The organism is Kitasatospora sp. NPDC008050 (assembly GCF_042957465.1).
In the GTDB taxonomy this organism is placed as follows: Bacteria; Actinomycetota; Actinomycetes; order Streptomycetales; family Streptomycetaceae; genus Kitasatospora.
Genome location: NZ_JBIBIJ010000010.1, coordinates 202034 through 224469, shown reverse-complemented (window position 1 = coordinate 224469; position 22436 = coordinate 202034). Strand labels below are relative to the sequence as shown.

The following is a 22436-nucleotide window of genomic DNA, read 5'->3' as shown; positions in this document are numbered from 1 at the left end:
GGGCCCCCGGTGGTCAAGACCTATCCGGCCAAGGGCAGGGGCCCGGCCGTGCGGGCGCTCGACGGGCTGAGCCTGGCCGTCGAACCCGGCACCGTCTTCGGCCTGTTGGGCCCCAACGGCGCCGGCAAGTCCACCACCGTCAAGATCCTCACCACGCTGGCCGCCGACCTGAGCGCGGTCTCCGCCAACATGTGGGCGGTGATGGGCACCCTGGAGGAGATCGAGCGCGGCACGCTCAACCGCTTCCTGGTCACCCCGGTCAGCCGGGCCGTGCTGCTGAACGCCAACGTGGTCTCCCAGGGCATCAGCACCGCGGTGCAGTCACTGATCATCATCGGCTTCAACACCTTCCTGCTGCTGCCGCTGACCTTCCTCTCCTCCGCCTTCCTGCCGGCCGGCCTGATGCCGCACTGGATCCAGGTCACCGCGCGCTTCAACCCGATGAACTGGGCGCTGGAGGCGGCCCGCGGGGCGATGCGCGACTCGCCCGACTGGGGTTCGGTGGCCAGCCACGGCGGCTGGCTGGTGGCCCTGGCCGTGGTGGCGGTGGCCCTGTCGCTGCGCACCTTCCGGGCCTACCAGCGGTCGGTCTGAGCCAGGTGCGTACGCTCCCCGGATGAGCGAGAACACTCCCGTGCCGGGCGCGGTCGAGACCGAGCGGCTCGACCTGCGCCCGGTACATCCGGACGACCTCGACGCGCTGCACGCGATCAACCGCGATCCCGAGGTGTGGCGCCATCAACCCGCGGGCCGGCACGCCGAGATCGCGCAGACCAGGGACTGGATCGAGCGGGCGGTGGCGCGCCGGCCGGAGGGGCTCAGCTACTGGACGGCGCGGCTGCGCACCACCGGGGCGGTGGTCGGCGTCGGCGGCGTGCAGGCCCAGGGGCGCGGCCACTGGAACCTCTACTACCGCCTGGCGCCCGCGCACTGGGGCCGCGGCTACGCCACCGAGCTGTCCCGGGCGGCGATCGACGCGGCCCACCGGCTGCGGCCCGAACTGCCGGTCTTCGCCTGGATCCACGCGCACAACGCCGGCTCGCGCGCGGTGGCCGGCCGGCTCGGACTGATCGACCACGGCCTGCGACTTGACCCGTTCCTACGCGAACTCCTCCATCTCTACGCCGACCGACCGCAGCCCGAACAGCGCCTGGAGGGGCCAAGCTGAGAGCCGGCTGGGAGTTTCAACCCCGCTTTCTGCAAGAGCAGTTCGTCCGATAGTCTCCGTCGAACTCTCCGTCGGGCCGGGGCGGGTTTCTTGCGGCCCGACGGCACGCGACCGCGCTCAGACGGCTTCTTGAGGGGACTTCGAGTGGGCGCGGCTTCTGATGACGAGGTGCTCACCCCATGCGTCGTACTCTCGCCCTGGCCGCGGTCGGCACCCTTGCCTCCTCCGTGGTGCTGACGGGTGCTCCGGCCGCCCTCGCGGCCGCTCCGTTCGCCGCTCCGTTCGCCGCTCCCTTCGCGGTGCCGGCGATCCTGGTGACGAGTCCCACCCCCTCGGCCACCCCCGGCACGGGCGACGCGCAGGGCGCGGCGGGTGACTCCGCGCAGCAGACGCAGGACGACCAGGCGGTGCCGGCGGCGGTCCGACCGCGGCTGGCGGTCCAGGGCCTGCGCGACCGGGTCACCGCGGGCGCGGCGCCGACCGAGTTCACCCTCCAGCTGACCAACCCCTCCAAGAGCGACCTGGTCTTCTACCCGGCCCTGCGGGTGAACGACAAGGCCGGCGACTTCGACAACACCGCGCTCACCGTGGACTACCGCCGCGGTGAGCAGGACTGGCAGCCCAGCACCGTCCCGACCTACCTGAACACGCTGCGGCTGCTCGGCCCGCTGGACCAGAACGGGGTGCCCGCGCCGGGCGCGCTGATCTTCGTCAAGGCGGGCCGGTCGGTCTCGATCAAGGTGCGGCTCGGGCTGCCGGCGGACAACCCGACCGGGCCGGCCTTCGCGCAGTTCGTCTCCTACTGGGCGCCGGTGGACGCCGCCAGGAAGCCGACCCAGGCGGGGGAGATGTCGGCGAGCCGTCCCTCGTACTTCTGCGTGGTGTCGCCCGGCACCCCGAAGCCCTCGCACAGCCCGACCGGGAGCGCCTCGCCCACGGTCACGCCGTCCTCCTCGCCGTCGGTGCCGGCCTCGCCCAGCGCCTCACCCTCCACCCCGGCCACGCCCCCGGTGACGCCGCCGGCCTCGCCCTCCGCATCGGCCACGCCGAGCGCGTCCCCATCCACCTCCGCGTCCCCCTCCACCTCCGCGTCCCCCTCCACCTCCGCCGGCCCGTCGCCCAGCGCCGGCACGAGCGCCACGCCCACCCCCGTCCCCACCACCTCGGCGCCCGCGAGCGGGCTGCCCGGCACCCCCTCCTCCTCGCCCTCCTCCGATGACACCGTGAGCCCCTTCCCGGTCCAGCCGCCGGCCGCCGCCGTCGTGCCGATCCCGGCCACCGCCGTGCAGCAGGCCCAGGCCGGCGCCGCCGCGGACGAGAAGAGCCTGGCCTTCACCGGCGGCGGTGGCGACGCCGTGCCGATCGCCGTCACAGGTGCCACGGTTTTCGCGCTGGGCGTCGGCACGCTGGTCCTGCTGCGCCGTCGCAAGGGCGGTGCGCGGCACTCCTGACCTGTTCGGTCCGTTGAACGGACCGGTGGTCCGGGCATCCTGGGTCCGTCCGAGCGGTGACGCGGACGGGCCCAGCAACGTTGTGTGCGGTGCCACAGTGACTCAGTTGTTTCACCTGATCGCATAGGATGACCGGCCGAAGGGGCCGGTGTGGGGAAGAGGAACAGGTGCGCCGAGCAAGCGCGGATGATGAAGCAACCGATTACGGGTCGAACACCGGCCGTATCGCGAGCCTTCCTGTCCGCAGACACCACGTGCTGCTGGTGGCGTGGACGGTCATCTGGTTCCTGATCGTCGAGCCCAGCGGCGGCTTCTCCTGGCACTACCTGCGGGAGGGCGAGCAGCTGCTCTTCAGCGGTGGCAACGGCGGCGGGCTCTCGCTCTACGCCCACCACCCCGAACTGCAGATCGGCCCGGTGAGCCTGATGGCCGCCCGGCTCTTCGCGCCGTTCCCCGCGCAGATCGGGCAGGTGCTGGCCGAGGGCACGATGTCCGCGCTCGGCCTGATCATGCTGGTCCTGGTCGGGCGCACCGCGGCCTGGTACTACCGGGGCACCGGCACCAACCACCGCCGGCTCCAGCAGCGGATCCTCATCGCGGGCCTGGCCTTCATCCCGATGTGGGTCGAGGTCTCGGTGCGCTTCGCGCACATGGACGACGTGCTGGCGCTCTTCTTCACGATGCTCGCGGTGCACGCGCTGGTCCGGAACAAACCGGCCGCCGTCGGCATCTACCTGGCCCTGGCGGTGGACTCCAAACCGTGGGCGGTCTCCTTCCTCCCGCTGATCCTGGCGCTGCCCAAGCCGGCGTGGAAGCGCTCCTTCCTCTGGTGCGTGGGCCTGGTCGCGGTGGCCTGGCTGCCGTTCTACCTGAGCAACCTGGGCTCGCTGTCGGCCGCCAAGTTCACCATCCCCAACCAGCCCGCCTCCTCGCTGCGCTGGCTGGGCGTCTCCGACCCCTCCACCCCCTGGTGGGACCGCCCCGCGCAGTTCGCCGTCGGGATGGGCCTGGGCACCCTGGCGGTGCGGCGCGGGCGCTGGCCGGCCGTGGTGCTGGTCGGGGCCAACGCCCGGATCCTGCTCGACCCGAGCGTCTACACGTACTACACGGCTTCCATCCTGCTCGGCACGCTGCTCTGGGACGCGGTCGGCCAGCGCCGCCTGGTGCCCTGGTGGAGCTGGATCGCGCTGGCCGCGCTCTACGGCGGCGCGCTGCTGATCCCCTCGGATTCCACCAAGGGCATGATCCGGCTGGCCTTCGTGGTGATCTCCACGGCCTATGTGCTGCTCTGGCCCACCAAGCAGCCGCGGCGTGGCCGTGGCAGCGGCGGGCGGGGCTCCGGCGGACGCCGGGCGAGCGGCCGCGCCGAGCAGGACGGGGCCCTGGCGGCCGCGCAGCAGGGCGGCGTCCCGGCCCAGGGCTCCGGCGGGCGTCGGGCGCGCAACCGGGGCGGTGTGCCGCGCCCGTCCGGCGGCTCCCGCACCCCGGCCACCATGGGCGGCTGAACCCGGCTGAACCCGGCTGAACCCGGCCGACCCCGGCTGAACCCAGCCGACTCGGCCGACCCGGCCGACCCGCCGGACACGGGGGTCCGGCGGTGGCGGGATCTTGGCGGTCGCAGTCGTCCGCGCCACTGTCGGGGGCGGTGGCCCGCGCTGGAGGATCAGGTCATCGCCCAGCAGCCAGCCCCGCCGAGGAGCCGACCGTGATCACCAACACCGTTCCCGTGACCGCCACCGCCCCCGTGACCGCCCCCGCCGCGCGCAGCGCCGTCTCCACCCCCTCGCCGGTCAGCGCGATCCCGGCGCTCCCCCCGGAGCGGGCCTTCGCCTTCTTCGCCGAGCGCCTCGGCTGCCAGGCCGACCCGGCCGACGTCTGGTACGCCATGCGGGACGGGCAGCAGGACTTCACCCTCCTCGACGTGCGCCTCGAAGGGGCCCACCGCAAGACCCACCTGCCCGGTGCGATCAGCCTCCCGCTGGCCGACATCACCCCCGAGCGGGTGGCCGAGCTGCCCGCGGGCCTGCTGGTGGTCTACTGCTGGGGCCCGGCCTGCAACGGCTCGACCAAGGCGGGGATGAAGCTCGCCGCGCTCGGCCGCGAGGTCAAGGAGATGATCGGCGGTCTGGAGTACTGGATCCGCGAGGGCTGGCCGACCGAGGGCCGCCGCCCGGTCGACCCGAAGAACGCCACCCCGGCCGACCTCGGCCTCGTCTGCTGACCGTCCCCCGCCGCCCGGGTTCCGCTGACCGTCCCCCGCTGACCGTCCCCCGCCGCCCGGCCCCCGCCCGGCCCGACCGGCCCGACCGGCCTGACCGGCCCGATCACCGGCCCGGTCAGGCCGCGCCGCTGCCGAACGAGCGCCGGTAGGCGGTGGGCGAGGTCCGCATGGTGCGCCCGAAGTGGTGCCGGTAGGTCGCCGCGCTCTCGAAGCCGACCGCCGCGGCGATCTCCTCCACCGTGCCGTCCAGTGCCTCCAGCAGCGGCAGGCTGGCCGCGATCCGCTGGGTGATCACCCAGCGCATCGGGCTGGTCCCGTTCCGGGCGGTGAAGTGCCGCAGATAGGAGCGGTCCGACATGCGCGCGGCCCGGGCCAGCAGCGAGACGCTCAGCGGTGCGCCGAGGTGGTCCATCGCCCACTGCATGCTGCGCGCCACCCCGTCCTCGGCGGCCTCCACCGGGGGTACCGCGGCCTGGATGAACTGCGCCTGCCCGCCGTCCCGGTGCGGCGGGACCACGAAGCGGCGGGCCACCGTGTTGGCCACCTTGGCGCCGTGGTCGGTGCGGACCAGGTGCAGGCAGAGGTCGATGCCGGCGGCGCTGCCGGCGCTGGTGAGCAGGTCCCCGTGGTCCACGTAGAGCACGTCGGGGTTGACCGTCACCGCCGGGTACCGCTGTTGCAGCAGCTCGGCGTAGCGCCAGTGCGTGGTGGCCTCCCTGCCGTCCAGCAGTCCCGCCGCGGCCAGCGCGAAGGCGCCCGAGCAGATCGAGACGATCCGCGCCCCGCGCTCGTGCGCCGTGCGCAGCGCCGCCACCAGCCCGGGGGAGACCTCGCCGGTGAAGGCGTTCGGCACGCCCACCACGATCACCGTGTCGGCGGCCGCGAGCTCGTCCAGCCCGTGCTGGGCGGTCAGCAGGAACCCGCCCATCGCGCCGAGCGGTTGGCCCGGCCGGTCGGCGCAGACCTTCAGGCCGTACCAGGGGGCGGCGAGCAGCCCGGCCAGTTCGGGGCGGGCGAGTGCGAAGACCTCGACGACCACGCCGAGTTCGAAGGGCGCCATCCCCTCGAACGCGTACACCGCCACCGTGTGCACCGGCTCGGGACGCCGTCCGATCGCCACCGGTACCGGCCGCGATCCACTCCGCTCGGTCATGGACCCCCCTGTCGCCGTGCCGAAACTGCTGGCGAGTGTAGTGGCGGGCGCGCCGCGACCGGATCACCGGCCGGGCCGGCCGTCGGTGCGGATCGAGGCGGATCGCGGGTGACCGGAGCCGCTCGAAAAATATTCGAAGTCACCTGCAACCCCCCGCGGGGATGGACGTCTATCAGGGTGAGGGGCAAGGGGAGCGGGACCGGCCGGACCGGACCGCGTCGGCCGCTCTCGTCGATCCCATCACCACCATCACCGCCACGCCTTGGGGGGCCGCGTCATGCGCACGTCCGTTATCACCCGTTTCACGAAGATTGCCACCGTCACCGACGGCCCTCGTGACACCTCCTGGACCCGCCGCCTGGCCCTGACGGTCCCGCTGGCGGCGCCCTCGCGGACGGGCCACTACGCGGCCCCGGTGACCACCGAGGTCGCCCTGATCCACCAGGGCTGACCCACCGTCGGGGGGCGGCACGTCCGGTGCCACAATTCCGTCGATCACCAACCATGATCAACAACTCTGACGGCCCGTCGCCGTCTCGGGGGAAAGCAGACCAGACATGTCCTTGGCCGTGGCACCGAGCCGGCCCGCCGCCCTCCCCGTCCGGGGATGGCGGGGCCGGCGCCCCTCGGGTGTCCTCGCACTGCTGTTCGGCACGCCGGGTCCGGTGTCCTCGGGCGAGCCGCCGGCGGGTGAGGTGCCGTCGGGCGGGCAGCCGGCCGCCGCCCGCCGCGCCGGGTTCCGGCTGCTGCGCGGCGGGCGCTCGGAGAACGAGGAACGCCCGACGGTGACCGACCTCTACCACGCGCACCGGCTCGGCCTGGTCCGGCTGGCCGTGCTCCTGGTGGACCATCAGGACATCGCGGAGGACGTGGTCCAGGAGGCCTTCGCCGCGCTCTTCCAGAAGCACGGCGAGCGGCTGGACGACCTGGACAACGCGCTCGGCTACCTGCGCACCTCGGTGGTGAACGGCGCCCGATCGGTGCTGCGCCGCCGCAGGACGGCGCGCGAGTACGTGCCCCCGCACGAGGCGGACGCCCCCTCGGCCGAGGAGCACGCCGTCCTGAACGACGAGCACCGCCGCGTGGTCGTCGCGCTGCGGGAGTTGACCGAGCGCCAGCGCGAGGTGCTGGTGCTGCGCTACTGGTCCGATCTGTCGGAGGCGCAGATCGCCGAGTCCCTCGGGCTCTCCCGAGGTGCCGTCAAGTCCACCGCGAGCCGGGCACTCGATGCCCTGGAGAAGCAGCTGGAGAAGGTCCGATGACTGATCATCAGAAGCCAGGCCCCTCGGGCGGCGACTGCGACGGCACCCCGCTGGAGAACCTGCTGCGCGAGGCGATGAGCGCCCGCGCCGCCCAGATCACCGCGGGCAGCCTGCGCCCCGCGGCCCCGCCGGTCCGCCGCCTGCGCCGCACCCGTCCGCTCTACACCGTCGCGCTGCCGCTGGTGGGTCTGGCGGCGGCCGCCTCGATCGGCTACCTGGGCTTCCGCAGCGACACGGTGGCCGACCACGTCGTCCCGCCGCCGGCGGCCGTGCTGCACACCAGCGCCGCCCCGTCGGCCACGCCGTCCGCCTCCCCGTCGCCGTCGGACTCGCCGTCCCCGTCGCCCTCGCCGTCCACCGCCGCCACGCCCAGCGGCTCGGCGACCCCCGACGGCGCCGCGTCCGGCACTCCCGGTGCGGACAACGGCCGGACCTCCGGCCCGACGACGACCGGCAGCCCGGTGTCGGGCGACAGCCCTTCGGCCCCCGCGAGCGCCACCGGGACGCCGTACACCTTCCGGGGCGTCAGCTTCACGCTCCCGACAGGCTGGACGACCCAGGCCATCGGGTTCAACGGCAACACCAGTCCGTTCGAGACCATGCTGTGCCTGATGACGCCCGACCCCAAGCCCAGCACCGGGTGGGCCTGCGGTCCGTACGGGGTCTCCCTCACCGTCTACTCCACGCCCTACGAGGCCGCGCAGGCCAGCTACCCCACCCTGGGCGATCTGGACTCCGATGGTGGCTGGGCCCACCAGCCGTACTGCTACTCCTGGGACAACCCGCACGGCACCGGCTCCCAGCACACGACGAGCGTGGACCACAGCACCGTGACCGTCGCCGGCAAGCAGGCCACCAGGTCCACCTGGCAGGTCGCCTGCGACAGCGGGGAGAGCTTCACCGGCCGGATGTGGGGCTTCCGCACGGACCAGGTCTTCGTCGGTGCCAACGGCCTGAGCCCCGCGGACGAAGGCGGTCTGCAGGCGATCCTCAACAGCCTGGACTTCGGCAGCCACCACAGCCCGCAGGGCCCCGCCCCGGCGAGTGGGCAGGTGGGTGACGTCACCACTGCCTTCTCCGGACTGACGGCCAACCAGTCGGTGCGCAAGGACGGTTCCGCGCAGCTCTTCTCGGTGACCTGGACCAATACGGGCCGGAGCAGCTACGGCGCGGTCCTGCTGTCCCTGTGCGGGAGCGGGCCGGGGGGTACCGGCAGCAGCACCGACGGCACTCTTGAGCGCCAGGACGGCACCGGCTGGACGACGGTGCCCTTGGGCTGCGACGGGCTGACCGACGCGCAGGGAACCCCGCTGAGCGTCCCACTGGCGCCCGGTCAGAGCCGCACGGTGAACTACCGGTTGACGGTGCCCACAACGGCCAAGCCGGGGCAGCTGACCATGGTGGCGCACGCTGATCTGGAACTCGGTTCGGTCACTGCCCTCACCCAGATCGGCGGCGGCACCGTCACCGTACAGATCCCGGCCGGCTGAGCCGGCCGTGGGCGCTGGTGCCCGGTCCGCCCGACGCAGGGCCGGGCACCAGCGCCGCTCGGGCCGTCAGCCCGCCAGCTCGGCCATCCAGGCCTCCACCTCGGCCGCCGTGCGCGGCAGACCGGCCGAGAGGTTCTCGTTGCCGTCGGCGGTCACCAGGATGTCGTCCTCGATCCGCACGCCGATCCCGCGGTACTCCTCGGGCACCGTGAGGTCGTCCTGCTGGAAGTAGAGGCCGGGCTCCACGGTCAGGCACATGCCCGGCTCCAGCGTCGCGTCGACGTAGGCCTCGCGGCGGGCGTGGGCGCAGTCGTGCACGTCCAGGCCGAGCATGTGGCCGGTGCCGTGCAGGGTCCAGCGGCGCTGCAGGCCGAGCTCCAGGACCTTGTCGACGTCGTGGACCGAGGCATCCAGCAGGCCCCAGGCGAGCAGGTGCTCGGCCAGCACGCGCTGGGCGGCGTCATGGAAGTCGCGGAACAGGCCGCCCGGCTTGACCGCCGCGATGCCGGCCTCCTGGGCGGCGTACACGGCGTCGTAGATCTTGCGCTGCAGCGGGTTGAACGTCCCGTTGATCGGCAGCGTGCGGGTGACGTCGGCGGTGTAGAGGGTGCTGGTCTCCACGCCGGCGTCGAGCAGCAGCAGTTCGCCGGGGCGGACATCGCCGTCGTTGCGCACCCAGTGCAGGGTGGTGGCGTGCGGGCCGGCGGCGGCGATCGAGCCGTAGCCCACGTCGTTGCCCTCGACCCGGGCGCGGCGCCAGAAGGTGCCCTCGATCCAGCGCTCGGAGGTCGCCACGGCCTGGCTCAGCTCCCGCACCACATCGGTGAACCCGTTGACCGTGGCGGCGCAGGCGGCGCGCAGCTGGTCGATCTCCCAGGCGTCCTTGACCAGGCGCAGGCCGCTCAGGAAGACCTTCAGCTCGTCGTCGCCCTCCTCGGTGGTGGCGAGGGCGGCCTCCAGGCCGGCGTCGTAGCCGCGCACGATCCGGGTGGGCACCGAGGTGTCGGCGGCGGCCAGCTCCTCGGCGGCCTTGCGCACGTCCCGGGTGGCCAGGCCGAGCAGCTGCCCGCCCTCGGCCAGGCTGTGGCGGCGGCCGACCCACAGCTCGCCCTGGCCGTCCAGCCAGAACTCGCCGTTCTCCCGGTCGGACCGCGGCAGCAGGTAGAGGGCCTGGTCGTGGCCGCCCTCGGCGCGCGGCTCGAAGACCAGCACGGCGTCCTGGGTCTGGTCGCCGGTGAGGTGCACGTACTCGCTGGCGGCGCGGAAGGAGTACTCGGTGTCGTTGGCCCGGGTCCGCAGGTTGCCGGCCGGGATCACCAGGCGCTGGCCGGGGAAGGCGGCCGAGAGCGCGGCCCGCCGGGCGGCGGCGTAGGGGGCCTGGGCGATCGGGGCCAGGTCGCGCAGCTCGGTGTCGGCCCAGCCCGTCTTCATCGACGCCGCGAGCTCGTCCGACACCTCGCCGTACAGGCCGTTCTTGCGGCCCTTGATCGGCTGGTCTGCCGTCTCCTCGTCGGCACCGGCCCCCTCGGGGTTGTCCGCCACTGCCGGAGTACGGTCCTCGGTCACCTGCGTCGCCTCCTTGCGAGTCGTCCGCCCCTCACCCGTCGGATCGCGACAGGTGCCGGGCAGCTGTGGCACCCATGGTACGGACGAGCCGCCGATCACCTGTTCGGGAGGGGCGCGGGGCCCTCCCGAACGGCCTGCTCAGGCCACATCCCGGCTCCCGCGGGCCCTGGAGCCTGCCGGCCGGGCCTGAGGCCGGTCGTCGGACAGGCCCTAGTCGAACCGGGCCGCGAGCAGCACCAGGTCGTCGGTCGCCTCCACCGCCTCGGGCGCCGCGCCCAGGCAGTGGCCCAGCAGGTGGGCGCAGAGTGCCTCGGGGTCGTGCCGCAGCTCGCGCGGCGCGTCGGCGGCGGCCTTGCGCAGGCGGGCCTGGCCGGCGTGCAGGGTGGGGCCCAGGCGGCGGGCCAGGCCCTCGGTGTAGAGCAGCAGCAGGTCGCCGCGCTCGACGTTCAGCTCCACACCCGGGGCCTCCCAGCAGCTGAGCATGCCGAGCGGGGCGGAGAGCGAGGTCTCGACGAAGTTGGCGCCGTAGCGGGTCACCAGCACCGGGGGGCAGTGCCCGGCGCCGGCCAGGGTGATCCGGCGCTCCTGCGGGTCCAGGCAGGCGTAGACGGCGGTGGCGGTGCGGGCCGGCTCGGTGGTCTTGAGCAGCAGCTCCAGGTCGCCGAGGACCGAGACCGGATCCTCGCCCTCCAGCACGGCGTAGGCACGCAGCGCGGCCCGGATCCGGCCCATCGCGCTGGCCGCGGCGGTGGCCGAGGCCGGTCCGGCGCCCGGGCCGTCGCCGGAGACCGAGCCGACGGTCAGCCCGAGCGAGCCGTCCGGCAGCGTGATGGCGTCGTACCAGTCGCTGCCCGCCGAGTGGTCGAGCCCGGCCGGCAGCCAGCGCACGGCCAGCCGCAGTCCGGGCAGGTAGGGCAGGTGGTCGGGGAGCAGGCCGCGGCGCAGCGCCTCGGTGGCCCGCCGGCCGCGCTCGGCGGCCAGCCGGCCGGCCAGCAGCGGGGCCGCGAAGGCGGTGAAGCGGCGAGCCAACTCCTGTTGCAGTTCAGTGGGTTGACAGGGCTTCGGGTAGAACCAGACGGCGGCGGCGAGCGGTCCCTCCGCCTCGGTGGCCAACGGCAGCGCGAAGCAGGCGGCCAGGCCCAGGCCGGCGGCCACCTCGCGGAACCGGGGGACCAGGCCCGGCTCGGTGGCCAGATCGGCGTGCAGCAGCTGGCGCGGCCGGCCGGTGGAGCGCAGCAGGCCGGCGAACGGGCCGTGCTCGACGGGCACCGTCTCCAGCGCGCCGATCGCGGCGTGGTCCAGCCGCAGGCCGACCATCGGACCGTGGCCCGCGTGGTCCTGCCAGCCGGCGCCGACCAGGCCGTGGACGGCGCCGGCCGGCTCGACCGGGCCCCCGCCGCCGGGCAGGCCCGTGTCGGCCGGTCCCGTGCCGACCAGGCCCGTGCCGACCAGGCCCGTGCCGACCAGGCTCGTGTCGGCCGGTCCCGCGCCGGTGGCCGGATCGAGCGGCGGGTGGCTCTCGGTACCCTCCCGGGCCACCGGGACGAGCAGCGCGCGGTCCGCGCCGAGCAGTTCGGCGCCGGAGTCGAGCAGGGTGGTCAGGGTGGCGGCCAGGCCACGGGCCCGGGCCAGGCGCTCGGTGTGCCGGTGCAGCAGGTCCAGGGCCGCCAGCCGCTCCGGTGCGGGGAGCAGGTCCAGCCGCCGCGCCGGCTCCTCGTCCGGGCCGCCCTCCGGCTCGCGGCCCGGCATGCCCTGCGACTCGTAACGCCCGTACGGCGGTTCGCCGCCGTGCACGGTCTGGGGCTGGGGCGCGGGGAGCCCCGGCAGGTCGAGCAGGGCGGCCAGCCGCCGGCTCGTCGGTTGCGGCCCCTCGGCGCCTGCGGCGCTCTCGGCCGGCTCCGGCGCGCTCCCGCTCTGCTTCGTGCCGGCTGCGCCGGCCACACCGGCCACGCCGCCACCGCCGCCATGACCGGCCCCGTTGCCGATCCCGGACGCCGCGACTCCGCTCACGCCTCCGCTCGGGCCGGCCGCGCCGGTCGGACGCTTGTCACCCATGCCGCGACTCCCAGCGCTGAGGCGTACCCCGTACATCCGTACAAAGGCCTGCCAACCCACTCCAATGCCCCACTTCTACACAGGACGGTCGGGGCGTGTCCAGGATCGGAGCCCAGCCGGGTGGCTGGTTCCGCGCCGCGCCCCGCGCCCCGTGTGCGCGCCCGCGCTCCGAAACACCGGGCGTGGCGGGCACGGTCAGCGGGCAGAAGCTGACCAGAGGCTGCCGGACCCTGCCCGGAGCGTAGGGATCCCCCCGCCCGGCAGCCGTGCTGACCCCAAGTCACTCACTCGTACGGTGGAACCAGAGGGCTCGCAAGGACGTCCATCTGGTCGCATGAGGGATTCTCGTTCCAAGGACGCGTCCGAGGGCTGCCCGGATCGGCGTCCGTCGCACAGGACGCCGAGCACACCCTGCGGCTCCCCGGGCCGTGTCAAGGTTTTGAGCCAAGTCGGCCGTGAATCCCGTCGGTCGTGAGTCTGTCGGCCGCGCGATCGGTCGATCGTGAGCAGACCCGGCGCGAGCCAAGTCGGTCGTGCGCCCCATCGGTTGTGATCCACCCGCTTGTGATCCACCCCGGTGATCCACCCCCGTCGCGGAGAGGAACGAGTGCGCATGCGTGAGTCGCGGGAGTTGTCCGCAAGGCACCGCAGAACCCGACAGGCGCTGCTCCAGGCGGCGTTGACCTGCGCGGAGCGATGGCGCTGGCCGGTGCTGCCGGGGGCGGTCCTGGTGGAGCGGGCCGCCGCGCCCGGTGGGCTGCGCCCCGCCGGGCTGGACGCACCCGGACTGGAGGCCGCCGGGCTGGGCGCTCCCGGGATCGCCTCGGCCGGGCCGGTCGCGATCTGCTCCTGCGCCGACCCGCACTGCCCGGTCCCCGCCGCGCACCCGCACGACCACTCGCTGCTGGCGGCCACCACCGACGCCACGATGGTGCGCTGGTGGTGGGAGCGGCACAGCCCGCAGGCACCGGTCCTGGTGGCGACCGGCAGCGCGGTGGCGGCGGTCAGCCTGCCGGCCGCGGCGGGCCAGCGGCTGCTGGCGTACCTGGACGCGCTGCGGCTGACCCCGGGGCCGGTGCTGGCCTCGCCGACCCGCTGGGCACTGCTCGTCGCGCCGTACGCCTACCCGGAGTTGGCGGAGCTGCTGGTGGACCAGGAGCGGACGCTGCGGCCCGGTGGCGGCCCCGGCGCGGTGCCCAGCTCGGTGCGGTACCACGGGCCGGGCGGGTTCCTGGTGCTGCCGCCCTCGCGGGTTGGTGGCCAGGGCGCGGCGATGCGATGGGTGCGGCGGCCGCTGCCGGCGCCGGGTGGCGGGGTCTGGCTGCCGCCGGTGGCGGGGCTGCTGGAGGCCTTGGTGGCGGCGGGATCGGCGGAGCCGGACGGCAGCAGACTCGCGTACTGAGCGGGGAGGGGCCGACCGGGCGGCGTCAAAGGCCGAGCAACGGGCTGGTCAACAGGCAGGGGGCCGGCGGGAGGAGGGCACCGCTGGCCAAATGGAAGATCCGGCCGCTGGCGACGGGGGATGCACCAGCGGCCGGACTGCTTTAAACAGTAACAAGGATTCGCGCCTTGGCCAATTTCCTCCGCGGGTCGGACCCAGTATTTCCGGGTTTTCGGACCCAGATGTGACCGGAGTCACGCTTCCGCGATCAGAAACGATCACGATGCGCCATCTTCGGTCAGTTCAGCGTGACCTGACGGCTCACCAGGTTCGCGCGCGCCCGGCGCTCCTCCGCGCTCAGGGGCGCACTGGAACCGAGTGCGCCCGCCAGGCGCTCCGCGAACGCTGCCGCCGGCTTCTCGCAGTCGGCCGCCGACATCTCCAGCGGCAGGTCCCAGACCGGCACGGTCAGGCCGTGCGCGCGGAACGAGCCGACCAGCTTGGTGCCCTCGCCGATCGAGGCCTCGCCGATGGCGGCCAGCCGGGCCAGCGCGTCGAGCAGCTGCTCCTCGGGCACCGTCATGACCCAGCGCAGGTGGTTCTTGTCCGGGGTGCCGCACCAGTAGGCGCTGTCCACCCCGGCCAGCTTCTCGGTCGGGATCGCCGAGGCGTTGGCGCGCTCCAGCGAGGCGGCGACCTCGCCGGTGGCGGACTCGGCGTCCTCCAGCCAGAACTCGAAGCCCTCGTGCACGGCGGGCGTGAAGGGGGCGGTGAGGTCCAGCAGGTCCTGCAGGCGCGGGCCGTCGGCGGCCGCGCGGCGGGTCGGCACCGGGCTGCCGGGCTCGGTGATCAGGGCCTGGGTCAGCGCGTCGGCGAGGTCGCGGCTCAGGTCGCCCGAGGAGGACTGGGTCTGCAGGCCGAGCAGGATCGACCCGTCCGGACGGCGCAGGGCGGGCCAGGCCAGCGGCAGCACGGTGGCCAGGGTGACCGACGGCACGTCACCGTCGGCCTCGTCGGCCAGGCCGGCGATCAGCGTCAGCGGCACGGTCGCGGCGGGAACCAGCTCACGCAGCGCCACCCAGTCGGCCTCGCCCGGCAGTCCCTCGAACGGGCGGTGCACCAGCTCCTGGACGGCGTGCGCGGCCTGCCGGCCGTGACAGGCCTTGTAGCGGCGGCCCGACCCGCAGGGGCAGTCCTCGCGGGCGCCGACGACGGGGACGCTGCCCGTGGTGGCGGTGCTGCGGCTCGGCTGGGACGACTTCTTGGCGGCCTTCTTGGCCATGGTGCGGCTCTCCCGGGAGTGGTGGGCACGGAAATACTCCCGGGCAGCCTACTGAGATTCGGCTGGGCCCCTGAGAACCGCTCAGGCCGAGCGGCGCACCGGCTGCTCCGCGCGGGCCGGCAGCGCGGCCCAGACGGTCACCTCGCCCGGCGCGTCCCGCACACCCCAGTCGGCGGCCAGCTGGCCGACGATGCTCAGGCCGCGCCCGCCCTTGGCGGTCAGCGAGGGGCTGGCCGGCAGCGGCCGGGTGGTGGCGCCGCCGTCGGTGACCTCCAGGGTCAGCAGACCGTCGTTGTGCATCTGCCAGCGCACCAGCACCCCGCCGGCCGGATCCGCCGGCTGCCCCGCCGCACCGCCGTGCCCGGCAGGCGGATCCGCCGCCGCGCCCACGGGGCCGGCACCGGCCGCCGGGGCGCTGGACGAGAGCGTGGAACCCGGCTCGCGCGCCGCCCGTGCATGCCGGTGCGACCCGGCGCTGACCAGCAGCACTTCCAGCGCTGCGGCCTCCGCTGCGGCATCCGCGCTTTCCGCACGGGCCGCGGCCTTCGGCATATCGGCACCGTGAAGTCGGAATTCCTCGCTCGCCCCCCCGGCGAGATCGAGCAATGGCGCAAGCGGCCGCGCATAGCGGCAGGAATTGCTGAGCAGTTCGGAAAGGATCAGAACCGCGTCGTCGATGACGGCAGCGGGGACCTTACGGTCGCCCAGGTCACGCCGCAGCCTGCGCCGGGCAGCCCCGACACTGGCCGGGCCGTGCGGCACCGCCATAGTTGATGAAGTCGGCACTTCACGCGCCACCATCAACGCCACCCCCGGACCTCCTTCAGCGTTTGCCGAGGGATGGATGCCCCGACGGAATGCACCGGAAACGGGTTCGGTCGCTCGCGGTCCGTCAATTGTGAAGTTGTGGAAGGTGCCGCAACACACTGTGCGCAAAAGGTGATTAGCTGCTTACGCTGCGTCAATCGAGGGAGTGGATTCCGTCCGCCGGGCCCATCGCGCCACCTGCCGCGCACGCCCGCGTACGCCAACCGGACCACTCCGCGCGGGTTGCCACGAGCGCCCCGGTCCGCCCTGGGCCGCCGCCCCCCCGGCCGACCCCCTCCGATGGACCCGTCTCAGCGGCCCAACTGGTCCAGTACGTCCCGCGGCCGGTTGGTGATGATCGCCTCGACCCCGAGCTCCAGGCAGAGCGCCACGTCCTCGGGCCGGTCCACCGTCCAGACGTGCACCCGGTGCCCAGCCGCCCGCAGCTCGGTCACCAGCTCGGGGCGGCGTCGCACCAGCTCGATCCCGGGCCCGGCTGTCACGGCGCCGCCGGGCAGCCCCTTGCCCGGCCACAGCCGCAGCGCGGCCGCGTGCTCGAAGAGGAAGACCCGGGGGAAGGCCGGCCCGGCAGCGCGCAGCCGGCCCAGCGCCCGCCCGGAGAAGCTCATCAGCCGGGCGTGCGGCCGCTCCCCGTCGCCCTGGTCGGCCCCGGCCGCCCCGCCGATCCCGTACCGGTCCAGCATCCGCAGCAGCTCGTGCTCGACCGCGCCCCGGTAGCGCACCGGGTGCTTGGTCTCGATCGCCAGGTCCACCCGGCGCCCGCAGTCGGCCACCAGCTCCAGCAGGCCGGACAGGCGCAGCACCGGGCGCCGTTCCGGGTCCGCCCGCTCGGCCTCGGTGCCGCCCGGCTTCCAGGAGCCGAAGTCGTAGGCCTCCAGCTGTGCCAGGGTGAGCGTGGAGACCACCCGGCGGCCGCCGTCCGAGACCCGGGCGATGGTCCGGTCGTGGACGCAGACCAGCTGCCGGTCGGCGGTCAGCCGCACGTCGCACTCGACCGCGTCCGCCCCCTCGGCCAGTGCCCGTCGGTAGGCGGCCAGGGTGTGCTCGGGCAGCGCCGCCGAGGAGCCGCGGTGGGCGACCACCTGGACCGTGCGCGCGTCGCGTCCGGGGCCGGTGGAGGAGAGGTCGAGAGTCGTCACGGGTTCAACCCTAGAGCGCCCGGATGACGCGGACGCGTCGACCACCCGAACGCCGGGTTCCGCAGGTCAGCGGCCCGGCACCGAGCCGCCGGGCCTCAGGCGCGCTCGGCGAGCCAGGGCAGCCGGATCACCGCGAGCGTGGCCAGCCCCGCGCACAGGAAGGAGAGGAGCGAGGCCGAGGACCACTGCTGCGGCGTGAAGTGCACCGCGGACTGCAGGCCGGTCCAGAAGCCGGTCCACCAGCCGGCCACCGCGGTCGGCGCGAGGAACTGGTAGACGGCGAAGCCCAGCGCCCACGGCAGCAGCATCAGCGGCCGGGCCGGGGCCTGCTGGCCCAGGTCCCAGCCCTGCCGCCCGCGGCCGAGGAAGAAGTCCACGGCGAGCACCGCGAGCAGCGGCACGAAGACCGAGCCGATCAGCCCGAGGAAGGCGTAGTAGGAGTCGGTGAACTCCTTGATCTGCAGCGCGAGCGCCGTCACCAGCAGGCCGATGCCGCCGGTCAGCACCCGCCGGTCCACCCGTGGGAAGAGATTGTGGACCGACATCGCGGTCGAGTAGACGTTGGCGAAGGACTGGTCCGCCTCGCGCAGCACCAGCACCAGCAGGAAGGCCCAGCCGGCCGCCACCCCGGCGAAGGAGTCGAGCAGATTGTCGGCGTTGCCGTGCGACTGGAGCAGCGCGATCAGGCCGAGCAGGTAGCACCAGACCTGGGCCACCGTGTAGCCGGAGAAGGTCCCCCAGAACGAGGCCCGCCCGGTGCGCGAGTGGCGGGTGTAGTCGGCGGCCAGCGGCACGAAGGAGATCGAGACGGCGATGATCGCGTCGGTCGCCTTCAGGAAACCGTGCCAGTTGCCGGCCCCGGGGTTCGGCCAGCCCTGCCGGCCCAGCTGGACCGTGAAGTAGACCATCGTGATGCCCACCGCGATCGCCACGTACTTGCGCAGCGCCGCGATCGAGCCCAGCGGCCAGATGGTGAGCGCGGTGGTCAGCGCCCCGGCGAGCAGCACGAAGAGCCAGCGCCAGCCCTGGGTGCCGGCCACCGTCTGGGCGCCCCAGGCGATCACGATCAGCTCGTACACGCCCCAGCCCAGGCACTGCAGGATGTTCAGCACGGTCGGCAGGTACGACAGCCGGGTGCCGAACAGGCCGCGCAGCACCGCCATCGCCGGGGCTCCGGTGCGCGCGCCGATCAGCGCCGCCACCCCGAGCATCGCGGTGCCGATCACCGTGCCGGCCACGATCGCCACCGTCGCGGCGGTGAAGGAGAGCTCGCTGCCGGGCTGGCCGAGCACGGTCGCGGCGCTGGTGAAGCCGATCAGGCTGATCCCGAGGTTGGCCCAGAGCGCGAACTGGTCGCGGAATCCCAGGGTGCGCGGGGGCGCGGTGTCCAGCACCAGCGGCGCCTCGGCGCGGCCGGTGGCCGAGGGCTCCAGCACCGCGATGGGGGAAGGGGAAGGCGAGGCAGCCGTCATGGCCGATACTCCCTACGCCGGCATTACCCGGTCAGGTTCCGGCGGTCAGCGCTCCCTCGACCACCTGGGCGTCATCGCCATGGCGTACGGTCGACCAGCGCACTCTCAGCCTGGTGGGTCCAAGCTCCCGCGTGTCGTTAACAGATGCGACAGGGTAGCCCGGTGCTTGGATTACGCCAAGGTGGGGCAAAGCGCTGTCCGCATCGCGGGATGCCGCCGGGGCTGCCGGGCGGCCGGCGGGGGTGGGCGAACGGGGGCTGTTCGGTCTGTCTAAGGATTCTTATCGGTTCTTCAGGCGGTCCCTTACGGCAACCAGATCGGGCATAGGAAAAACTAGGGCCAAGGTCCTTGTCAGCGATGGAGGTCGTCCGTGAGCACCGAGCACGAGAGTGGTTCCACCGGGCCGCAGGGGGAGCACCTCTCCAGCGGCCACGGCGAGCCGGGGGGCACTCCGGCGGTCGGTGACACGCCGACGGTGAGCGAGCCGGTGGTGAGCGAGCCGGTGGTGAAGGCACAGCCGACCCTGGCGTTCACCAAGGTGCCCGCGCCCGAGGCGCCGGCCGAGAAGCCGGTCGACCCGCGCGCGGCGGCCCCGGCCGAGGCCCCCGGCGACGCGCGGACCGGCGCCGAGACCGAGGCCCGCCCCGCGGCGCCCTCCTACCTGGACGCCCCGCCGCCCACCGTGCCCGCCGCCTCCTACCCGGACACCCCGCCCCCGGCGCCGCCGGCCCCGGTGGCCAGTGCCATGGAGCCGCCGGTCAACCCCTACGCCGCCCCGCCCGCCACCCCGGTGGCGGGCGGCGCTCCGATCACCCCCGGTGTCCCGGCGGGCCCGGCCCCGCAGGGCGAGCACCACCCGTTCGGCGCCGGCACCCCGCTCGGTGACACCTGGTCGACCCCGGCCGCCGCCCCCGGCTACCCGGGCGGCCCCGGTTACCCCGGCGGCCCCGGTTATCCCGGCGGTCAGGAGTTCCCCGGCGAGTACCCGGGCGCCTTCGGCACCCCGCCGGCGCCGCGCAAGAAGGGCAAGGGCGGCCTGGTCGCGCTGATCGCCGCGGTCGCGCTGGTGGCCGGCGTCGCCGGCGGCATCACCGGTGCCGCGATCAAGGGCAACGACTCGAACTCCTCCTTCGGCAGCAGCCGCAGCAGCACCACGGTCAGCGGCAGCACCAACCAGACCGCCCTCAACCGGGCGCCCGACTCGGTGGCCGGGGTCGCCAACAAGGCGCTGCCGAGCGTCGTCACCATCAAGGCGGAGGGCAGCTCGGAGTCCGGCACCGGCACCGGGTGGATCTTCGACACCGAGGGTCACATCGTGACCAACAACCACGTGGTCGCCCCGGCGCAGGGCGGCGGCAAGCTGACCGTCAAGTTCTCCGACGGCACCAGCTACCCCGCCTCGGTGGTCGGCCAGGCCAAGGGCTACGACCTCGCCGTGGTCAAGCTGGACAGCCAGCCGAGCGAGAAGCTCACCCCGCTCCCGCTGGGCGACTCCGACCAGGTCGCGGTCGGTGACACCACCATCGCCATCGGCGCCCCGTACGACCTGGAGAGCACCGTCACCTCCGGCATCGTCAGCGCCAAGAACCGCCCGGTCGCCTCCGGCGACGAGAGCGGCCAGCAGACGTCCTACATGAACGCGCTGCAGACCGACGCCTCGATCAACCCGGGCAACTCCGGCGGCCCGCTGCTGAACGCCAGCGGCGCGGTGATCGGGGTCAACTCGGCGATCCAGTCCAACTCCAGCGGCAGCGGCCAGGCCGGCAGCATCGGCCTGGGCTTCGCGATCCCGATCAACCAGGTCAAGCGGGTCGCCCAGATGCTGATCAGCACCGGCACCCCGGTCTACGCGACCCTCGGCGTGCTGCGCAACGACAACTACAACGGCGACGGCGCGCAGATCAACACCGCCCCCGTCGGCAGCACCCCGGCCATCACCCCGGGCGGCCCGGCCGACAAGGCCGGCCTGAAGCCCGGCGACGTGATCACCAAGCTCGACAACGAGGTCATCGACAACGGCCCGGCCCTGGTCAGCGCCATCTGGACGCACGCCCCCGGCGAGCAGGTCCAGGTCGACTACACCCGCAACGGCCAGCCCGGCCACACCACCGTCACCCTGGGCAGCCGCACCGGCGACCAGCCCTCCTGACCCGTCCGCACCCCGAACAGGTGCACCGAACCCCCGCGGACCCGTTAGGCTGACCTCCGCCTGGAGAGCTGCCCGAGCGGCCTAAGGGAACAGTCTTGAAAACTGTCGTGGCGTGACCCGTCACCGTGGGTTCGAATCCCACGCTCTCCGCGTGGACCGGCCCCTGACCAGCACTGCTGGTCAGGGGCCGGCGGTTTTCCGGCTGACGATCCGTCACACTGGGCTTCTCCGACGAGAGGGGCCGACGATGGGGGCGACAGTGAGTGAGCTGACGAACCGGTTGGTGGCCGGGCTGCCCGAGGGGGCGGTGGTGGTGGATCCGGCGGTGACCGGGGCCTACCGGCACGACATGGCGGGGTTCTGCGAGGCGGGCGAGCCGGCGGTGCTGGTCTTCCCGCGGACGGTCGAGGAGGTCCAGCACGTCCTGCGCACCGCGAGCGAGTTGCGGGTGCCGGTGGTCCCGCAGGGGGCCAGGACGGGGCTGTCGGGCGGGGCGAACGCGGTGGCGGGCTGCATCCTGCTGTCGCTGGTGAAGATGGACCGGATCCTGGAGCTGGACCCGGTGAACCGGATCGCCGTGGTGGAGCCGGGCGTGGTCAACGCGGCGCTCTCGCGGGCCGCCGAGGAGCGCGGGCTGGCCTATCCGCCGGACCCCTCCAGCTGGGAGTCCTGCACCATCGGCGGCAACATCGGCACCGGCGCGGGCGGACTGTGCTGCGTGAAGTACGGGGTGACCAGCGAGTACGTGCTGGGCCTGGAGGTGGTGCTGGCGGACGGCCGGCTGCTGCGCACCGGGCGGCGCACCGCCAAGGGGGTGGCCGGCTACGACCTGACCCGGCTCTTCGTGGGCTCCGAGGGAACCCTGGGCGTGGTGGTCGGCGCGGTACTGGCGCTGCGCCCGGCGCCCGCACCGCAGTTGGCGCTGGCGGCCGAGTTCCCGAGCACGGCGGCGGCCTGTGCGGCGGTCAACGCGGTGACCGAGGCCGGGTTCACGCCCTCGCTGATGGAGCTGATGGACTCGGTGGTGGTCGCGGCGGTCAACCGGTTCGGCCGGATGGGGCTGCCGGAGAGCACCAGGGCGCTGCTGCTGGTCGCCTTCGACGGTCCGGAGCGCGCCCGTGAGCTGGCGGAGGTGGCGCGGCTGTGCCGGGCGGCGGGGGCCACCGAGGCGGTGCCGGCCGAGGACCAGGCCGAGTCGGAACTGCTGCTCCAGGCCAGGCGGTTGGCGCTGACCGCTATGGACTCCCTGGGCACCACGATGGTGGACGACGTGGCGGTGCCGCGCTCCCGGCTGGCCGAGATGCTGGCGGGGGTGGCCCGGATCGCCGAGGGGTGCGGGCTGACCATCGGTGTGGTGAGCCATGCCGGTGACGGCAACACGCACCCGGTCGTCGCCTTCGACGCGAAGGACCCGGATCAGGTGGCGCGGGCGATGAGGTCCTTCGAGGAGATCATGGCCCTCGGTCTGGAACTGGGCGGCACGATCACCGGTGAACACGGGGTCGGGCTGCTGAAGCGGGAGTGGCTGGCCCGGGAATTGGGACCGGTCGGACTGGAGCTGCAAAAGCAGATGAAAGGATTGTTCGACCCGCTGGGAATCCTCAATCCTGGCAAGCTGTTCTGAGTCATTCCTGGGGTGGCGCGGTGGGGTGGCGCAGCCTCAGAAAGCCGTGGAACGCCGCTGGTTGCCGGCCCGCGTGGCCGAGATCGACCTGTTGATATCGGCTCGTTCCAGGTTCGGGTTTAGCTTTCCGGAGTCACGCGATCGAGCGAATTGCCCGGTGGACTCTGGCGGATCGGTGCCCGGGTGCGGAGTCTT

Annotated in this window: 18 protein-coding genes, 1 tRNA gene and 1 riboswitch; of the genes, 12 read left to right on the top strand and 7 right to left on the bottom strand. The window is 73.7% G+C overall.

Annotation, left to right across the window (positions count from 1 at the left end):
- The first annotated feature begins 9 nt into the window (after nt 1-9).
- From ACFZB9_RS21490 to ACFZB9_RS21470, 5 genes are all read left to right on the top strand, one after another.
- Entirely contained in the window at nt 10-594 is a 585-nt protein-coding gene (locus ACFZB9_RS21490) for an ABC transporter permease (protein ID WP_391449368.1), read from the top strand.
- Nucleotides 595-616: 22 nt separating this feature from the next.
- Nucleotides 617-1168, top strand: a complete 552-nt coding sequence (locus ACFZB9_RS21485) for a GNAT family N-acetyltransferase (RefSeq protein WP_391449366.1) — start codon at nt 617-619, stop codon at nt 1166-1168.
- A gap of 179 nt (nt 1169-1347) precedes the next feature.
- Nucleotides 1348-2619, top strand: a complete 1272-nt coding sequence (locus ACFZB9_RS21480) for a hypothetical protein (RefSeq protein ID WP_391449364.1) — start codon at nt 1348-1350, stop codon at nt 2617-2619.
- 254 nt (nt 2620-2873) lie between these two features.
- Nucleotides 2874-4124, top strand: a complete 1251-nt coding sequence (locus ACFZB9_RS21475) for a hypothetical protein (RefSeq protein WP_391449363.1) — start codon at nt 2874-2876, stop codon at nt 4122-4124.
- A 200-nt stretch (nt 4125-4324) separates the two neighbouring features.
- Nucleotides 4325-4840, top strand: coding sequence for a rhodanese-like domain-containing protein (locus ACFZB9_RS21470; RefSeq protein WP_391449362.1), 516 nt, complete (start codon nt 4325-4327; stop codon nt 4838-4840).
- A gap of 115 nt (nt 4841-4955) precedes the next feature.
- Here ACFZB9_RS21470 and ACFZB9_RS21465 read toward each other — a convergent pair whose 3' ends face one another.
- Nucleotides 4956-5993 carry a DJ-1/PfpI family protein gene (locus ACFZB9_RS21465; protein ID WP_391449360.1) on the bottom strand — a complete coding sequence of 346 codons (1038 nt, stop codon included), beginning with the start codon at nt 5991-5993 and terminating at the stop codon, nt 4956-4958.
- Between the two features lie 277 nt (nt 5994-6270).
- Here ACFZB9_RS21465 and ACFZB9_RS21460 point away from each other — a divergent pair, with 277 nt between their 5' ends.
- The 3 genes from ACFZB9_RS21460 (at nt 6271) to ACFZB9_RS21450 (ending at nt 8745) form a co-directional block, all read left to right on the top strand.
- Nucleotides 6271-6444, top strand: coding sequence for a hypothetical protein (locus ACFZB9_RS21460; RefSeq protein ID WP_391449359.1), 174 nt, complete (start codon nt 6271-6273; stop codon nt 6442-6444).
- A 106-nt stretch (nt 6445-6550) separates the two neighbouring features.
- On the top strand, nt 6551-7255 hold the full coding sequence (locus tag ACFZB9_RS21455; RefSeq protein ID WP_391449357.1) for an RNA polymerase sigma factor: 705 nt from the start codon (nt 6551-6553) through the stop codon (nt 7253-7255).
- Nucleotides 7252-8745, top strand: coding sequence for a hypothetical protein (locus ACFZB9_RS21450; RefSeq protein WP_391449355.1), 1494 nt, complete (start codon nt 7252-7254; stop codon nt 8743-8745). The genes ACFZB9_RS21455 and ACFZB9_RS21450 overlap by 4 nt, the downstream gene beginning before the upstream one ends.
- A 66-nt stretch (nt 8746-8811) precedes the next feature.
- Here the strand turns inward: ACFZB9_RS21450 and ACFZB9_RS21445 are convergent, their stop codons facing one another.
- Together ACFZB9_RS21445 and ACFZB9_RS21440 are read right to left on the bottom strand one after the other, a co-directional pair.
- Entirely contained in the window at nt 8812-10311 is a 1500-nt protein-coding gene (locus ACFZB9_RS21445; protein WP_391449353.1) for an aminopeptidase P family protein, read from the bottom strand.
- Nucleotides 10312-10521: 210 nt separating this feature from the next.
- Nucleotides 10522-12366 (bottom strand): PP2C family protein-serine/threonine phosphatase, encoded by a 1845-nt coding sequence (locus ACFZB9_RS21440; protein WP_391449351.1) that lies wholly within the window; start codon nt 12364-12366, stop codon nt 10522-10524.
- Between the two features lie 613 nt (nt 12367-12979).
- Between ACFZB9_RS21440 and ACFZB9_RS21435 the strand changes: the two genes are divergently transcribed.
- The gene (locus tag ACFZB9_RS21435; protein ID WP_391449350.1) at nt 12980-13768 is read left to right on the top strand and encodes a bifunctional DNA primase/polymerase; all 789 of its coding nucleotides are present in this window, start codon (nt 12980-12982) and stop codon (nt 13766-13768) included.
- A 277-nt stretch (nt 13769-14045) separates the two neighbouring features.
- On the opposite strand, the gene ACFZB9_RS21430 is transcribed toward ACFZB9_RS21435, so the two are convergent.
- The 4 genes from ACFZB9_RS21430 to ACFZB9_RS21415 all read right to left on the bottom strand — a co-directional run bounded on the left by ACFZB9_RS21430 (nt 14046) and on the right by ACFZB9_RS21415 (nt 18468).
- Nucleotides 14046-15029: a DUF5926 family protein gene (locus tag ACFZB9_RS21430; protein WP_391449348.1), complete on the bottom strand. Its 984-nt coding sequence runs from the start codon at nt 15027-15029 to the stop codon at nt 14046-14048.
- Between the two features lie 81 nt (nt 15030-15110).
- Complete coding sequence (locus ACFZB9_RS21425) at nt 15111-15839, bottom strand: ATP-binding protein (protein WP_391449346.1); 729 nt, start codon at nt 15837-15839, stop codon at nt 15111-15113.
- 308 nt (nt 15840-16147) lie between these two features.
- Nucleotides 16148-16996, bottom strand: a complete 849-nt coding sequence (locus tag ACFZB9_RS21420) for a glycerophosphodiester phosphodiesterase family protein (protein ID WP_391449344.1) — start codon at nt 16994-16996, stop codon at nt 16148-16150.
- Between the two features lie 95 nt (nt 16997-17091).
- Nucleotides 17092-18468 carry a purine-cytosine permease family protein gene (locus ACFZB9_RS21415; protein ID WP_391449342.1) on the bottom strand — a complete coding sequence of 459 codons (1377 nt, stop codon included), beginning with the start codon at nt 18466-18468 and terminating at the stop codon, nt 17092-17094.
- Nucleotides 18461-18609, bottom strand: a riboswitch (TPP riboswitch). (Overlaps the previous gene by 8 nt.)
- A 229-nt stretch (nt 18610-18838) precedes the next feature.
- On the opposite strand from ACFZB9_RS21415, the gene ACFZB9_RS21410 reads away from it, so the two are divergent.
- From ACFZB9_RS21410 to ACFZB9_RS21400, 3 genes are all read left to right on the top strand, one after another.
- A complete protein-coding gene (locus ACFZB9_RS21410) occupies nt 18839-20617 on the top strand; it encodes a trypsin-like peptidase domain-containing protein (RefSeq protein WP_391449340.1) in 1779 nt (592 codons plus the stop codon).
- A 62-nt stretch (nt 20618-20679) separates the two neighbouring features.
- Nucleotides 20680-20767 (top strand) — tRNA-Ser (locus ACFZB9_RS21405).
- 97 nt (nt 20768-20864) lie between these two features.
- Nucleotides 20865-22241: an FAD-binding oxidoreductase gene (locus ACFZB9_RS21400; RefSeq protein ID WP_391449338.1), complete on the top strand. Its 1377-nt coding sequence runs from the start codon at nt 20865-20867 to the stop codon at nt 22239-22241.
- Nucleotides 22242-22436: the final 195 nt, after the last annotated feature.